We start from the raw sequence: 14,269 nt of genomic DNA on the forward strand, positions 1-14,269 counted from the left end.
CACTGCAGCGCAGGTCAACGATGCTTAGCCGACTAGCCCAAGCTTTCTGAGAGCACGATAGGTATAGGCTTTCTGCTTGTTCGATCCTGGCCAGCGCAAAGGTGCTCTCGGGTTCAGCCCAGCTTTGCGAAGAACGCGATTGAACCCGCGCGCATCGGCCTCTTCAAAACTCCAATCGCTGCGCCATGTGATAGACAGAGAGATCGAGCTGGTCGCGCCGTTACGAACGAAATGTGGTGCCATCACCGGGACGAATAGAGCTTGCCCCGCTTTGATCGCGAGCTCGGTTCCGTACTCGGCGAATTGGTCCTGCCATGTAAGTTCACGTGCGCCGCCGGAGTGATAGCCTTCGTGGACCTGATCCGGAGCAAAACGGGCGTCACCTGCCGGAAACTGGGTCATTACTTTCGAGCCCTTGAGTTGAAGCAGAATGTTATGCTCCGGATCGAAATGATAAGGCGTGACAGCATTCGGTGACGATATGAATATAAACCCTTGCGGGCGCAGCATCGCGCCGGTTTTGGCTTCGATCTCCGGTTTGATTTCGTCGAGCAACGACAGCAGCAAAGTCTTGTAGGTTGGTGATTGCTCGATGTTCTTAAGCACCGCCCAGCTATTGCTGGTGGCGATGTGGCGGATTGTGTCTCGGATGGAAAGGCCGGTGGCTTCGGGCTTACCATCCACACCAATTGGCAAATCGCCACTGTTGAACTCGATTGAGCCTTCGGGAAGCTCGCCGGCCAGATTGGCCAGTGCATCAAGCGTCAGGGATGAATGGTCTGACATTTGATGGTCGAGAATATGCGGGGTTTCGGGATAGTTCGCTGCGAAGTGAATGCGGGCTGCTTGGCCGAACACGGTCGGTTCGGTGCCATCGCTAACCTCGTCCAAATCAAATGCGTGATCGTGAAAGTCGTGTGGGCCATCCATCATCATTGTCCAAAGTCTTCCGAACCGTTTTCTGCGCGGATCATGTGCTTGAAAGCGGTTTGTCTCAGCGCACCGCCAAGTCCGACGTTAATCCGAACAATCGAGCGTTTTTCGCGCCAGATGCGTTCTATCATCGGGTGGTCGGCAGCGGCGCAGCTATCCGCCCATTCGATTGCCGAGTTGTCGAGCAGTTTCAGATTCTCGCGTTGGAGAAGAACGCCGGGAGAGAAGCGGGCATAGTCTTCATCGAATGTGGTCTTGAAAGAGAACACGCCGGGTGCGCTGACAAAATTGGCCAGCAGCGCAATCGGTCTGCCTGACAGCGTCAGAGACAGGCGTTCCAGCCGTCCAGCCTTTGCCGCACCGGCCAGCGACTGGCGGAAGAGCTGCTCGGTATCGGTGTTGGAGGCGAGGGCGGAGCCTTCTTTGCCCTTCCATCCGGCTGCTTCGAGAGCGAGGAAAGTGTCGATCCAACGCGTGATTTGGGTTGAGCCTTTCTCGCGTTCAATCGCTACGGTGCCCAAGTCCGAAAGGCGGTTAAATTGCCGGCGCAGTTCCTTGCGCTTCTTGCCGCTCATAGAGGCAGTGAAATAGTCCTCTGACGATTGACCGGAACGCAGCATAGCCCGCTCTTCGCGGTGAACGATGGCAGCGGGTTGATTCGCTTCGAGGGAAGACGAAAGGGCTTCGACAAGCGGGCTGTCCTCGGGCAAGTGCATGAGGTGCAGAAGCAGAGCAGACCGTGTTGAATCAGATGCCCAGCGAAGGAGTGCCTGCCAAAAGGCCCGCTCGGCGCCCCGTGCGACCAGGGGGACACCGCAGAATGCATTGTCATGCAGCCATGCCGAAATATGCGGGATCAGGTAGCCGTAATAGACCTTGGCGCGCTCAATAGGGAGCAATCCGCACAATACGCCGTTCTGACGAAATGTGACGAGTTCGACGGCACCTTTGGGATCGAATGCCGTCAACGCCGGGCAAAGGTTCCAGCTTTCGAAAAAAGGATTGGGTTCAACCGCGATTTGGGTGAGGGCGTTCCACTCCTCGACGAAACTGTCGTCGAGGATCTGCCGCCAGCTTGCCGACCGGATTTGCCCCGCACAAACGCCCTCGGGCGCTGCCGCAGCTGCACCGTCAAGACCGCCTTTGCTGAGCGAGATGCTCTCCACGCATTAACCTTCACATCAGGCGGCAAAGTGCGCCGCACAGTGCGGATAGCAGGTGAATGCTGACAAGCTTTTAACGATGCTGCCTTCTTTTGTGAGGTATAGGCAAACAAAAGCCCCGCCGGAATTGCTTCCGGCGGGGCTCAGTTTGCTTAGGCTTTTGGGGCCGAGGCCATTGAATCCAGATCAGTGTGCCAGAGCTGCGAGAAGCAGAAGAGCAACAATGTTGGTGATCTTGATCATCGGGTTCACGGCTGGACCCGCAGTATCCTTGTAAGGATCGCCAACGGTATCACCGGTTACGGCAGCTTTGTGTGCTTCCGAACCTTTACCGCCGTGATTTCCATCTTCGATGTATTTCTTCGCATTATCCCATGCGCCGCCACCTGCGGTCATGGAAAGCGCGACGAAGAGACCGCCGACGATCACGCCGAGCAGCAGAGCACCCAGAGCCGCAAAGGCACTGGCTGGTCCGTCAATTGCGCGGATCACGAAGAACACCACGATTGGGGCAAGAACCGGCAGCAGCGAAGGAACAATCATTTCCTTGATCGCCGCTTTGGTCACGAGGTCCACTGTGCGGGCATAATCAGGCTTCTCGGAGTAATCCATGATGCCAGGCTTCTCTTTGAACTGCGCGCGAACGTCTTTCACAACGTCACCGGCAGCGCGGCCCACAGCGGTCATGCCCATCGCACCAAACAGATACGGGAGCAGAGCACCGAGAAGCAAGCCAACGATTACATACGGGTTCTCGAGGCTGAAGTTCACAGCCGCACGTCCGTCAACCACGTCCAGGCCGAGCTTTTCGGCAAAGGCATTAAGGTCAGCGGTGTAGGCAGAGAACAGCACCAGCGCAGCAAGACCTGCCGAACCGATTGCATAGCCCTTAGTCACAGCCTTTGTGGTGTTGCCAACTGCGTCGAGCAGGTCGGTCTTCTCACGAACGCTCTCGTCCAGACCAGCCATTTCGGCGATGCCGCCGGCATTGTCAGTGACAGGACCGTAGGCGTCGAGAGCAACAACCATACCGGCCAGCGCCAGCATTGCGGTTGCACCGTAAGCGAGACCGATCAGGCCAGCCAGCTCATACGCACCGATAATCGCTGCGATAATGACGATGGTTGGCAACGCGGTCGATTCAAGGCTGATAGCCAGACCTTGGATCACGTTGGTGCCGTGGCCAGTTTCCGAAGCCTTCGCAATCGAGCGGACCGGACGATAGTTCGTGCCTGTGTAATACTCTGTGATCCAAATGATCGCACCAGTTAGAATGAGGCCGATCAACGAACAATAAAACAGGTCGCGCCCGGTGAACTCGACCATGCCGGTCCCAGCATTGAGAACGGTGTTCATGTCGGTTCCGACACTGCCCAGAGCATATTGCGTCACAAACCAGATCAGCGGAACGGACAGAACAGCGGTGACAAGAAAGCCCTTATACATCGCGCCCATCACGTTGGTTCCGCCGCCTAGGCGAACGAAATACGTACCGATGATCGAAGTAACGATACACGCACCGCCGATTAGAAGTGGCAATGCCATCAATGGCATCAGCAGATCGCCCAGCTGGGTCAGCAGCAGCGCGGTAAGAACCATGGTCGCACCAACGGTAACAACATATGTTTCGAACAAGTCAGCGGCCATGCCAGCACAGTCACCGACATTGTCGCCAACGTTATCGGCGATGGTTGCTGGGTTACGTGGATCGTCTTCAGGAATACCTGCTTCGACTTTACCGACAAGGTCGGCGCCGACGTCAGCAGCTTTGGTGAAGATACCGCCGCCGAGACGCGCGAAGATCGAAATCAACGACGCACCGAAAGCGAGGCCGACTAGACCGTCGATGACGGTGCGGCTGTTCGCTTCGAGAGCCATCGGACCGACGAGCACATAGAAGAACACAGCAATCGCCAGCAGAGCGAGGCCAGCAACGAGCATACCGGTGATCGCACCCGCGCGGAACGCGATTGTAAGACCTTGCTGCAGGCCGGTTTCGCAAGCAGCTGCAGTCCGTACATTCGCACGGACGGAGATGTTCATGCCGATGTAGCCAGCGATGCCCGAAAGCACCGCGCCGATGACGAAACCGACTGCCGGGATCATGCCAAGGAATACGCCGACCAAGATAGCGACGACAACGCCGACGATACCAATGGCAGTGTATTGACGGTTCAGATAGGCCTGTGCGCCTTCCTGAATAGCGCCGGCAATTTCCTGCATTTTTTCATTCCCGGCGCTGGCGCCGAGCACTTGGCGACTGGTGACAAAGCCATAGATAATGGCCAGCAATCCCAGTCCGATTGAGATAAATACGAGTTCCACGAGTATCCCCCTGCGGATGACATAGAAAAAGGCCCGCTGTTGCGGGTCCAATAAAGGTGGGGTGGCTATAGGGACGCCGCGCGGTGGCGCAAGCCCAAAGCGGCAGAAATCAACGAGTCGAACCGGATTCCATGTGGTTAGTGGCTATATCCGAGCGGAGAGTCGCGATCCGGCGCGGTTCCTTCGAGCAGAATTGGCGAATCGGTTGGTTCAAGGACTCTGCCGATGCGCGTTGCGCTGACGGGTAGTGTGGCTGTGTCCGGCAAAGTGAAAAGCAGCTGGTAGTCGTCACCCCAACGGAGCGCTTCGTCGCGGCGGGCTTCTGGCGTTGCAATTGGAACGGATGCGGGATCAATGTCCAGTGTGACTTTGCTCGCCTTGGCTATCCGGCTGGCATCCAGCAGCACGCCATCTGAAACGTCCATGATTGCCGTCACGACAGGCGCTAGCGCTTGACCCTCGGCAAGAAGCGGGATGGGACGTGTATAGGCCGAACCGCCGGCACTGGTGTCATCGCGCAGTGCCTCGAACCCTAACATTGCGGCTCCGACCGGACCGGTGATATAGACTGAATCGCCGGCCTGCGCGCCGCCGCGTGACGGTACGGGCGAATGCGTCGCACGCCCCACTGCAGTAACACCGTAAGTAGGCGGCCCATCGCTTGAAACTGTGTCGCCACCGAGCAGCGGACAGCCATAGGTTTCCAAAACTTCGGTCAGTCCTTGGACAAAGCGGTCATCGTTAGTGGACAGCATATGGCTGAGGAGTATTCCAACCGGCTCTGCGCCTTTGGCGGCAAGATCGGAAAGGTTGGTTGTGACCAGTTTCCACGCGACGTCCGCCATATCCTGAAACGGCAGAAAGTGAACGCCGCTGACAATGGTGTCGTGGGTCAGAACCAGCGTTTCGCTGCCGACTTCGAGGATGGCGGCGTCATCCTCCAGATTGCGCGCACCATCATGAAGCGGCAGTTTGCGCAATGCGGCGATGAAGTCTGACTCGTTCACGCAAACCTCACTATCCGCCCGCCCTCGCCTTGTCGAAGGGTTGCACTTCTTGAAGAAAAGGGCAGGGCTTCGACTGGCTCAGCCCGAACGGTTTTGGTTTTATGCCCGCACAGCCTTCGCCACCGCGTCCAAGACGCCGTTCACGAACTTGGCCTCTCTGTCGTCAAAGAAGGCTTTGGCCACATCGACATATTCGTTGATAACAACGCCAACTTTCACGTCTTTGCGCGCCATCAGCTCGTAAGAACCAGCCCGCAATATCTGCAACATCGTCTTGTCGAGACGCGCGATGGTCCAGCTTTCGTTGAGCTTTTCTGTCAGTTTCCCATCGATTTCGTCACGCCGGGCATCGACGCCGCTGACCACATCATCGAAGAAATCGACATCGGCATCGGCATACTGGTCGTCTTCGATTTCACGGCCGAGGCGGTGCTGGTGGAATTCATTGAGCAGTTTGGCCAGCTTAGTCTGTTCCATATGCTGCTGATACAGCGCCTGCACGGCGGCAAGGCGCGCTGCAGAACGTGCTTGAGAGGAATGCTTACTCATGCGTCTTGGCTCATTTCAGGCGGCTTTCGATTGATTTGGCGTGCGCGGGCAGACCTTCTGCCTCGGCAAGCGCCATCGCTGCGGGGCCAATAGCGTTTAGTGCGGTCTCGTCCAGCTCGATAAAGCTGGACCGCTTCATAAAGTCGAGCACGGACAACCCGCTAGAGAACCGAGCACGTCGGCCTGTCGGGAGGACATGGTTTGGACCTGCGACGTAGTCTCCGATCGCTTCCGGCGCATAACGGCCAATAAAAATGCTGCCTGCATGACGTATGCCGTCGAACAAAGGGGTGGGATTTTCGACGGCCAGTTCGACATGTTCGGCGGCCAGTTCATTTGCCAAGGCGATGGATTGTTCAAGCGTGTCGACCACAACGATGACGCCGTGATCCTGCCAGCTTTGTTGGGCTACAGCGCTGGTCGAGAGCATGGCTGCTTGCACATCGATCCGATCGGCGACTTGGCGCGAAAAGCCTTCATCATCGGTAATCAGTATCGACTGCGCATTGGGGTCATGCTCGGCCTGGCTGAGCAGATCAGCCGCGATCCAATCGGGGTTGTTCTGTCCGTCGGCGATCACCAGAATTTCGCTTGGTCCGGCGACCATATCGATGCCGACAACACCGAATAGCTGACGCTTCGCTTCGGCGACGTAGGCATTGCCCGGGCCGGTGATGACATCGACGCGCTTGATGCGGTCGGTGCCGTAGGCGAGCGCGCCCACCGCCTGCGCTCCGCCGACGCGCCATATCTCATCCACACCTGCGAGATGCGCTGCGGCGAGCACCAAGGGATTGACCGTACCTTTCGGTGTCGGAGTCGCAACCGCCAGTCGTTCAACTCCTGCAACCTTTGCCGGGATTGCATTCATTAGCAACGAGGACGGATAGGCGGCGCGTCCACCGGGAACGTATAGCCCTGCGGCATCAACTGCCTGCCAGCGTGCGCCCAAGCGGACACCCACTTCGTCGGTGTAATCGCGGTCCTCGGGTAGCTGTGCCTCGTGATACGTCCGGATGCGGTCTGCGGCGAGTTGCAGGGCGTCGCGCAGGCTTGCTTCCAAATCGTCAAATGCAGCTTTGCATTGCTCGGCAGAAACTGACCAATCATCATCGCCGCTCAGTGAATGCTGGTCGAAGCGCTGGGTCATATCGACCAAGGCAGCATCGCCGCGCGAACGCACATCGCGGAGTATCGAGCTTACTTGGCCAGCAACATCGCCATCACTCTCGCGACGGTCTTCGACAATCCTACGGAACTTTAGATCGAAATCGGCATCGTTGATCGAAAGGCGTTGCATCAGACGGCGTCCCGTGCGGCATTCGCGCGGAATGCTTCAACCAAAGCGGCCACACGTGCATCAGTCTTCAGCGCAGCCCGGTTTACGATCAGCCGCGCAGTAATCTCCACGATCTTGTCTTTCTCGACCAAGCCGTTCTGTTTCAATGTCGCGCCAGTGGAAACAAGGTCGACAATCCGGCCGGCAAGACCAAGGCTGGGTGCAAGTTCCATTGCACCGTTCAGCTTAACGCATTCGGCCTGAATGCCTTGCGCCTCGAAGTGGCGGCGCGTGATGTTGGGGTATTTGGTCGCAACGCGAATATGGCTCGCGCCATCGATGCTTTCCGCTCCTTCTTTCGGTTCAGCAACCGACAAGTGACAGTGGCCAATGTCCAGATCGACGGGGGCGTAGAGGTCCGAATAGTCAAATTCTTCGATTACATCGCTGCCTACGATTCCCACTTGTGCCGCGCCATGTGCTACGAAGGTCGCGACATCGAAAGCACGCACACGGATAAGCCGCATGTCCTCACGCGTCGTCGCGAAACTGAGCGAGCGATCCTTCTTGTCATGGAATGCATCCGCCGGAACCACTCCGGCGCGCGCCATAACGGGCAGGGCCTCATCCAGAATGCGCCCTTTGGGCACGGCGAAAGTTAGCGGATTTGTCATGGCGTTTGGCATCTTGCGCGCCAAATAGGCACTGGGGTCCGAAAGGGCAATCGAAATGGAGGCAGAGAAAGAGAACGTATGGCAGCAAATGGAATTATGAATATCGTCAATGTGCCTGAAGCCATCGAATGGCAGGCGACCCATGCGGAAGAAGCGGGGGCACCGAATACCGGCCGTGTTGTTCGGGCGTTGCTTAGGGTTCTGGAGACCGATACTGCGGTCGGCCGCCGGATGGCTTCTTGGGAAGGGCTAAGCCTTGAAGACGCCATGCCGCTGCGGATCAATGGCGGTTTGCACAATTTATTGCTGACCGGAGCGGATCGGCGGCTGGGACCTGTCTATGCTGGGCTAACCACCGATCAGGCTGCCATCGATGCGATTGTGGTGGAGTTAGTGGAGACTTTCGATACGCGGCTGCTGCCGTGGCTCGATGGTCCGCCGCAAACCAACGAAGCGGGGCGATCATGGGGCTTTATGAGCGCGCTGATGTGGCTGTCGGAGCGGTTGGGGCCGAAATTCGAGATCAACGAATTGGGCGCAAGCGCCGGCGTCAATACAATGATGGATCGCTATCACTTCGATCTGGGAGGCGTGGTGGCGGGACCGGCCACCTCGCCGATGCAGATTAAGCCCGAATGGCGCGGATCGCCGCCACCTGATGCTCCTGTCGAGATTGTGGCCATTCGCGGATGCGATCAGGCTCCGGTCGATTTGTCGGATCCCGAGGCGGCGTTGCGCTTGAAATCATATGTTTGGCCCGAAGCCACCACGCGGATGGGCCGGATCGAAGCAGCGATCCAATTGGCCAGCGAGCGGGCCCCAGAATTGGTAAAGCAAGACGCCGGTGATTTCGTTGCGGAGATGATGGAGCGCCCACAAGAACAGGGCGTAACCCGTGTACTCAGCCACTCGATTGTCTGGCAATATATTCCGGAAGCAACACGCACAGGCATTGAAGCAGCGATGGAAGAGGCTGGTGCTCAGGCAACCAAAGAAAAGCCGCTTGCATGGATTGCGCTTGAAACCAATCGTGCGACATTCCGCCATGAGCTAAAAGTTCGCTATTGGCCGGGTGGTGAGGATGAGGTGTTACTAGGCTGCGGCCATCCCCACGGCGCTTGGGCAGAGTGGTTTGGGGTTTAGTATTTTCGTCATTGCGAGGAGGCAAAGCCGACGCGGCAATCCAGTGCAAGCGCGAAATACTCTGGATTGCCGCGCTTCGCTCGCAATGACGCGGTCAATGGGCTGTCAAGAACTCTTCCATAGCGGCATTGAATTGCTTGGGCGCTTCCCACGGCACGAAGTGACCACAATCGGGCACGCGCACCAGTGTTAAATCCTCGACCAACTCGTCCATCCCGTCGAGATTTTCCGGCGGTAAAGCCATGTCGTCCATCGCCCAGATAACGAGAGTGGGGATAGTCAAATTCGGAAGCGTTGGTCCTTCAAATCCGGCTGGCAATTCAAACGGCGCATCCATATCCGGCACGGTCATTTGACTAGCGCGGTACCAATTGAGCATTGCGATCCGCGTGTCGGGATCTGCCCAATCTTCAAGCTGGGCTGCCCGATCCTCCGTTGTCATCACCGAGGCGCTTTCCCACTCGGCTTCACGGCTCAGGAATACTGCCAGTCCTGCATCGCGGATGAAGTCGTCATGCGCGGTGTCGCGGAATGCGCGGATATATTGGCTCGCCTCGCGTTGCACGCGGTTGGTGTAGAGCAGCCGCTGAAAGATCCCCGGATGCGGTGCATTTGCGATAATCGCGCGCTCAACCCGCTGGACTTGTCCCCCGATGGCAACACCCCAAGCAATCGCGCCGCCCCAATCGTGACCGACGACAGTGAATTTCCCCACTCCCAGCGCATCGGCAAGCAAGAAGATGTCACCGATCAATTGGTCTGGAGTGTAGCTTTCGACAGCCTGCGGATTGGAGGATCCGCGATACCCGCGCTGGTCGGGCGCAATGCAACGGTAGCGATCCGAAAACGCTGGTATCTGGTGCCGCCATGTACGATGCGATTCCGGGAAGCCATGTAAGAATAGCAGCACCTCACCATCGCGTGGCCCTTCATCGACCACATCCAGTTCTATGCCATTGGCCAGTGTTACACGCTTTTGCTCCGCCATCGCCTCAGCCGTCCGCTTCCATCTTGTCCATATATCCGGCGGCGACCATCGCGGCGACTTGGTCGAGCAATTGATCGGGTGTTCGGCGGATTTCGCCCATCGCTTCCTCCATGCCGCGCGCAACGATGATCTCGCGTTGACCTGCTACGATGGCATCGACCATCGTCTTGGCGGCTTCGTCTGGCGGGATGCCATTGTCGATGACGTCGTCACTTTTGCCCCGTCTGGTTCCGTCGGCGGAAAGTGCATTGCGCGAGACATTCGTTGCGACTGACCCGGGTGCAATCACATGCACATCTATACCGCTGACTGACATTTCTGCGCGCAAAGCGTCGGCATATCCGATCAGGCCAAATTTCGCGGCGCAATAGGCGGTGCGCATGGGCACACCGACTTTTCCCGCAATGGAGGAGATAAACACCAGCTTGCCCGATCCGCGCTCGGTCATATGCGGCAGCAAGGCTTGCGTGGCGGCGATCTGAGCAGTCAGATCGATATCGATAATGTCGCGATAGACCTGCATATCGGTCTTGACTGCACGGCTGCGCTGCGAAACGCCCGCATTGGCGACGAACACATCGACATTGCCAGTCCACGCAATCGCTTTGCTCGTTGCTTCGGCAAGAGCCGCATCATCGCGGACATCGAATGGCAGGATTAGAGTTTCTGTATCGAGGCTATCGGCAACTTCTGCCAATCGCTTCTCGTCACGTCCCGAAAGAATGATCTTCGCACCGCGTCCAGCCCATTCCGCTGAGAGCGCTGCACCAATGCCCGATGATGCACCAGTGATCCATATTATGTTTTCTGAAGCGTTCATGGGTAACTCACTGTCTTTGGTTGGGAGGGAAGTTCGATCAATTCTTTGTCGTCGCCCGGAATGGACGGGAAACGTCCCGCCGACCAATCATCCTTTGCCTGATTAATCCGTTCGCGGCTGGAACTCACGAAATTCCACCAGACGTGCCGCTTTGTCGAAAACGCCTCGCCTCCAAGCAGCATTATTCGACCGCCTTTGTGCGACCGCAGGGCCATCGCCACACCCGGTTTGAGTACGGCGAGTTCAAACAAACCCAGCTTGACCCCGTCAAGCATTGCTTCGCCGCCCACCAGCATGACGGCGCGCTCGTCCGCGCGGCAATCGATCGGGACAGAGCCCGATGGTCCTAGAATTATTTCGGCGTAGATCGTGTCCGCATGGGTGGTTGTGCCCGCCCGCCGACCCCACAATTCTCCCATAATGACAATGGACTTCGCGGCTTTGTCTTCGATCACGGGCAAATCGCTGATCGCCTCGAATGCCGGTGCGATTTCTTCTTTCCCGTCAGGCAAAGCAAGCCACGTCTGCATTCCGTAGATTGCTGCTTCGATGTCTCGTTCACTTTGCGGGCTTCGTTCCGAATGGACGATCCCTTTGCCAGCAGTCATCAAGTTTACTTGGCCTGGCTTGATTGTTGAAAAGCTGCCAAGAGAGTCGCGGTGATCAATCGCGCCCTGGAATAGCCAGGTGACGGTGGAAAGGTTGATGTGCGGATGAGGGCGCACGTCCATACCCTTACCGATATCGAGCGAGCCAGGACCAAACTCATCGACGAAAATGAACGGACCGACCATCGCTCTGGTTTTTGCGGGCAATACTCGCCTTACTTCGAAAGCACCGAGGTCATGCGTTGTGGGAGTGAGCGTCTGTTCGATCAAACCTTGTCTCCCGGCGCAGATACTGTGAGCGCCAACGCATGAACGCGCTGCCCCGGAATATCGCCGAGCGCAGCATTGATCATCCGCTGCCGCTGCAAGCGTGATACGCCGTCAAACGCTGCGCTTTCGATCACAATAGTAAAATGCGATTCCCCGCTACCATCATCGCCCGAGTGCCCGGAATGCGACGCGCTATCGTTGATGATCTCTAACCTTGTCGGCGCAAATGCCTCGGTCAGAAGGCTTTCCATCTCTGCAGCAACACTCACGGGCAGTCTCTCCTGATTTGCAATTTTCGCGGGCGTCCCCATTCTAGGACGCTATGCGCGGTGACAGGTTCCATGGTCGGTTTGAGAGTGCGGGGCAAGAATGCCGTGCACATGGTTGCACCGAACCTGGCGAGTTTCGCGCTCCGGGACCGCGCGGGTCGGGATTTGACGGGCCGGGCGAGTATCTGTGGTTTTGCCTGGATCATGTGCGCGAGTTTAATGCCGGATATGACTGGTTCGAAGGGATGAATGCTGACGAGATTTTCGCCGCGCAATCGCCCTTGGCCGACTGGCGCACCGAGAACCGCGCATTCCGCGCCGATGCGGGTGTTGATGGCATGCCGCGCTGGGCTGACTTTGACGATCCGCTCGAAGCGATCAGCGGGCGCGCCGCCAGTATCAAGAAACGTGCCGCTGGTAGTATGGCCGACTATGGCCGTTTCACACCGCGAGAGCAGGAAGCGCTCACCGAAATGGGCCTAGAGACCGACACCGACCGTGCGGGGCTGCGCCGCCGCTATTCGCAACTTGTTCGCCAATATCATCCCGACCGCAATGGCGGCGACCGAAGCCACGAGGCACGACTAGGAAGGGTAGTCGAAGCGTATCAGCTTTTGCGGAAAAGCGTGGCGTTTAGCTAGTCAGCCATTGCTCTCAGCCTCTGCGATCAGAGCCATATCGATGCCTTTTGCTTCTTTGTATTTCGGCCGTTGGCGCAGGCGTTCGGCGTAGGCTTTGAACACAGGATCGTCGGGCAGGGACTGGAACATCAAGCCCCAATCGACTTGGCTACCGACATAGACATCTGCCATCGTGAAACGGTCTCCGCAGATAAAATCGCGACCCGATAGCACCGAGATGAGCGTTTCGACCGTCCGTTCATAGGTGCCGAAACCTGCCATAGCCTCTTTGCCATCTGGAACATCCCAGCCCATCGATTTGGCGATGATCGCTTGCTCCAGCGGTCCGGCAGCAAAGAACATCCAGCGCAGATAGGATGCGCGCTCCTCGTCGCTGGGGAGCAAATCCGGCGCACTGACCTCGGCGATATAGGCACAAATCGCCGCGGCTTCGGTAATCACATGGGTGTGGTCGCCATGGTGGTGCACCAGCGTCGGCACTTTGCCCATCGGGTTGGCATCGAGCAGCCCCTGCGGCTTATTCGTCCAATCAACCAGCTCGGTCTCGTAATCCGCATTTGCCTCATGCAGTGCCCAACGCACGATCTGCCCGCGCGACATCGGATTGGTGAAAAATGTGTAATCTGCCATAGTTCGTCTCTCATCTGGTCCAGGGTGCAGGATGCTCCATGAATGTGGCTATTGTTTGAAGGCCCACCTCAGCGTTCGCCCGACGGTATGCGTGGCGATTTTTGTTGGGAGCAGGGACAGGCCGGGCTGTTTGAGCCCCAGCATCGGGCGCGCAAAAGATGGCAGTAGGTCGACCGCAGCAGTCCCGAGGATAGTTTGAACGCCGGGCGGTGTTCCTTTCGGTCGTTGGTTGAGCACAAGATCGGCCACTGCACGTGCTTCAGCGGAGCTCTTGAGTTGATCACGAAATTCGTTGAACAGCGCTTCCGCGTCAGCCTTGGTTTCAGGCACAGGATCGGCGCCCAACTTCCGTGCAATTACTGCAAATTGCCGGAAATACTCATCCTGATCGGCGGAAGGCATCGCCGGATTTACATAGTGCAGATAGGCTTCCAGAAAACTAAGCGCTTCAGCCACATGAACCCACGCAAGGGTGCGTGGATCCTGCGCCGAATAGGCAGTGCCACCTGGCAATTTGCCACCGACTTGGGCGTGAATACGATTTACGCGCCCGATGATTTTGTCAGCCTCATCCCGGTGGCCGAAAGTCGTAATAGCAATAAAACGGGCGGTGCGCCGCAGACGCCCATGCATATCTTCGCGAAAATTCGAATGATCGAGCACGCCCTGCAGCGCAGGCGGGTGCAGCATCTGCAACAGCAGGCTGCGAATGCCGCCGACCATCATCGATACCGCATCCGCATGCACCAAGCGGATTGGCGAGTCCTTCACGAAAAAAGCATCGTCTGATGGCGGAACTGGCTGTTGCCCCTTCTCGACGTCGTTGAACACCGCACGGACGCGGCCAACCAAACGGCTGCGGAGGAATTCGGATGGGCTCGGGCGGGACACCTGACCAATATGGGGTACTAACCAAAATCTACCAAGTTGAATTCATGAGTCCCAGGCGCCAATTCGGGTTGAAGGGCAA

15 protein-coding genes are annotated in these 14,269 nt (G+C 57.5%); 2 read left to right on the forward strand and 13 right to left on the reverse strand.

Annotated features, from left to right (window positions below):
• Positions 1–24 precede the first annotated feature (24 nt).
• The 7 genes from GRI35_RS07095 to hisG form a co-directional block, all read right to left on the reverse strand.
• Positions 25–936 (reverse strand): cupin-like domain-containing protein, encoded by a 912-nt coding sequence (locus tag GRI35_RS07095; RefSeq protein ID WP_235900156.1) that lies wholly within the window; start codon positions 934–936, stop codon positions 25–27.
• A complete protein-coding gene (locus tag GRI35_RS13985) occupies positions 933–2,099 on the reverse strand; it encodes a GNAT family N-acetyltransferase (RefSeq protein ID WP_290258811.1) in 1,167 nt (388 codons plus the stop codon). The genes GRI35_RS07095 and GRI35_RS13985 overlap by 4 nt, the downstream gene beginning before the upstream one ends.
• A 183-nt stretch (positions 2,100–2,282) precedes the next feature.
• Complete coding sequence (locus tag GRI35_RS07105) at positions 2,283–4,421, reverse strand: sodium-translocating pyrophosphatase (RefSeq protein ID WP_160613518.1); 2,139 nt, start codon at positions 4,419–4,421, stop codon at positions 2,283–2,285.
• Between the two features lie 137 nt (positions 4,422–4,558).
• Positions 4,559–5,428: a thiamine-phosphate kinase gene (gene thiL, locus GRI35_RS07110; protein WP_160613519.1), complete on the reverse strand. Its 870-nt coding sequence runs from the start codon at positions 5,426–5,428 to the stop codon at positions 4,559–4,561.
• A 99-nt stretch (positions 5,429–5,527) separates the two neighbouring features.
• Entirely contained in the window at positions 5,528–5,977 is a 450-nt protein-coding gene (gene nusB / locus GRI35_RS07115) for a transcription antitermination factor NusB (protein ID WP_160613520.1), read from the reverse strand.
• A 10-nt stretch (positions 5,978–5,987) separates the two neighbouring features.
• Positions 5,988–7,277 carry a histidinol dehydrogenase gene (gene hisD, locus GRI35_RS07120; protein WP_160613521.1) on the reverse strand — a complete coding sequence of 430 codons (1,290 nt, stop codon included), beginning with the start codon at positions 7,275–7,277 and terminating at the stop codon, positions 5,988–5,990.
• Positions 7,277–7,930, reverse strand: coding sequence for an ATP phosphoribosyltransferase (gene hisG, locus GRI35_RS07125; protein ID WP_160613522.1), 654 nt, complete (start codon positions 7,928–7,930; stop codon positions 7,277–7,279). Before hisG ends, hisD begins: the two co-directional genes overlap by 1 nt.
• A gap of 78 nt (positions 7,931–8,008) precedes the next feature.
• Between hisG and GRI35_RS07130 the strand changes: the two genes are divergently transcribed.
• On the forward strand, positions 8,009–9,073 hold the full coding sequence (locus GRI35_RS07130) for a DUF2332 domain-containing protein (RefSeq protein WP_160613523.1): 1,065 nt from the start codon (positions 8,009–8,011) through the stop codon (positions 9,071–9,073).
• Positions 9,074–9,167: 94 nt separating this feature from the next.
• On the opposite strand, the gene GRI35_RS07135 is transcribed toward GRI35_RS07130, so the two are convergent.
• From GRI35_RS07135 to GRI35_RS07150, 4 genes are read right to left on the reverse strand one after another with little or no spacing between them, the layout of a single operon-like run.
• Positions 9,168–10,061 carry an alpha/beta fold hydrolase gene (locus GRI35_RS07135; RefSeq protein ID WP_160613524.1) on the reverse strand — a complete coding sequence of 298 codons (894 nt, stop codon included), beginning with the start codon at positions 10,059–10,061 and terminating at the stop codon, positions 9,168–9,170.
• A 4-nt stretch (positions 10,062–10,065) separates the two neighbouring features.
• Positions 10,066–10,881 (reverse strand): SDR family NAD(P)-dependent oxidoreductase, encoded by an 816-nt coding sequence (locus GRI35_RS07140; protein WP_160613525.1) that lies wholly within the window; start codon positions 10,879–10,881, stop codon positions 10,066–10,068.
• The gene (locus GRI35_RS07145) at positions 10,878–11,759 is read right to left on the reverse strand and encodes a pirin family protein (RefSeq protein ID WP_160613526.1); all 882 of its coding nucleotides are present in this window, start codon (positions 11,757–11,759) and stop codon (positions 10,878–10,880) included. Before GRI35_RS07145 ends, GRI35_RS07140 begins: the two co-directional genes overlap by 4 nt.
• Positions 11,756–12,010, reverse strand: coding sequence for a BolA family protein (locus tag GRI35_RS07150; protein ID WP_202390619.1), 255 nt, complete (start codon positions 12,008–12,010; stop codon positions 11,756–11,758). The genes GRI35_RS07145 and GRI35_RS07150 overlap by 4 nt, the downstream gene beginning before the upstream one ends.
• Before the next feature lie 71 nt (positions 12,011–12,081).
• Between GRI35_RS07150 and GRI35_RS07155 the strand changes: the two genes are divergently transcribed.
• Positions 12,082–12,669 carry a J domain-containing protein gene (locus tag GRI35_RS07155; RefSeq protein ID WP_160613528.1) on the forward strand — a complete coding sequence of 196 codons (588 nt, stop codon included), beginning with the start codon at positions 12,082–12,084 and terminating at the stop codon, positions 12,667–12,669.
• On the opposite strand, the gene GRI35_RS07160 is transcribed toward GRI35_RS07155, so the two are convergent.
• Positions 12,670–13,299 carry a glutathione S-transferase family protein gene (locus GRI35_RS07160; protein WP_160613529.1) on the reverse strand — a complete coding sequence of 210 codons (630 nt, stop codon included), beginning with the start codon at positions 13,297–13,299 and terminating at the stop codon, positions 12,670–12,672.
• Positions 13,300–13,347: 48 nt separating this feature from the next.
• Entirely contained in the window at positions 13,348–14,190 is an 843-nt protein-coding gene (locus tag GRI35_RS07165) for an oxygenase MpaB family protein (RefSeq protein WP_160613530.1), read from the reverse strand.
• Between the last annotated feature and the right edge of the window lie 79 nt (positions 14,191–14,269).

The sequence above is a fragment of the Pontixanthobacter aestiaquae genome (genome assembly GCF_009827455.1).
Classification (GTDB): Bacteria; Pseudomonadota; Alphaproteobacteria; order Sphingomonadales; family Sphingomonadaceae; genus Pontixanthobacter; species Pontixanthobacter aestiaquae.

Bases quoted from the DNA above. Each gene is read 5' to 3' on its own strand.
- nusB (WP_160613520.1), bottom strand. From the start codon at position 5,977: ATGAGTAAGCATTCCTCTCAAGCACGTTCTGCAGCGCGCCTTGCCGCC.
- GRI35_RS07160 (WP_160613529.1), bottom strand. From the start codon at position 13,299: ATGGCAGATTACACATTTTTCACCAATCCGATGTCGCGCGGGCAGATC.
- hisG (WP_160613522.1), bottom strand. From the start codon at position 7,930: ATGACAAATCCGCTAACTTTCGCCGTGCCCAAAGGGCGCATTCTGGAT.
- GRI35_RS07135 (WP_160613524.1), bottom strand. From the start codon at position 10,061: ATGGCGGAGCAAAAGCGTGTAACACTGGCCAATGGCATAGAACTGGAT.
- hisD (WP_160613521.1), bottom strand. From the start codon at position 7,277: ATGCAACGCCTTTCGATCAACGATGCCGATTTCGATCTAAAGTTCCGT.
- GRI35_RS07140 (WP_160613525.1), bottom strand. From the start codon at position 10,881: ATGAACGCTTCAGAAAACATAATATGGATCACTGGTGCATCATCGGGC.
- GRI35_RS07150 (WP_202390619.1), bottom strand. From the start codon at position 12,010: ATGGAAAGCCTTCTGACCGAGGCATTTGCGCCGACAAGGTTAGAGATC.
- GRI35_RS07130 (WP_160613523.1), top strand. From the start codon at position 8,009: ATGGCAGCAAATGGAATTATGAATATCGTCAATGTGCCTGAAGCCATC.
- GRI35_RS07095 (WP_235900156.1), bottom strand. From the start codon at position 936: ATGATGATGGATGGCCCACACGACTTTCACGATCACGCATTTGATTTG.
- GRI35_RS07155 (WP_160613528.1), top strand. From the start codon at position 12,082: ATGCGCGGTGACAGGTTCCATGGTCGGTTTGAGAGTGCGGGGCAAGAA.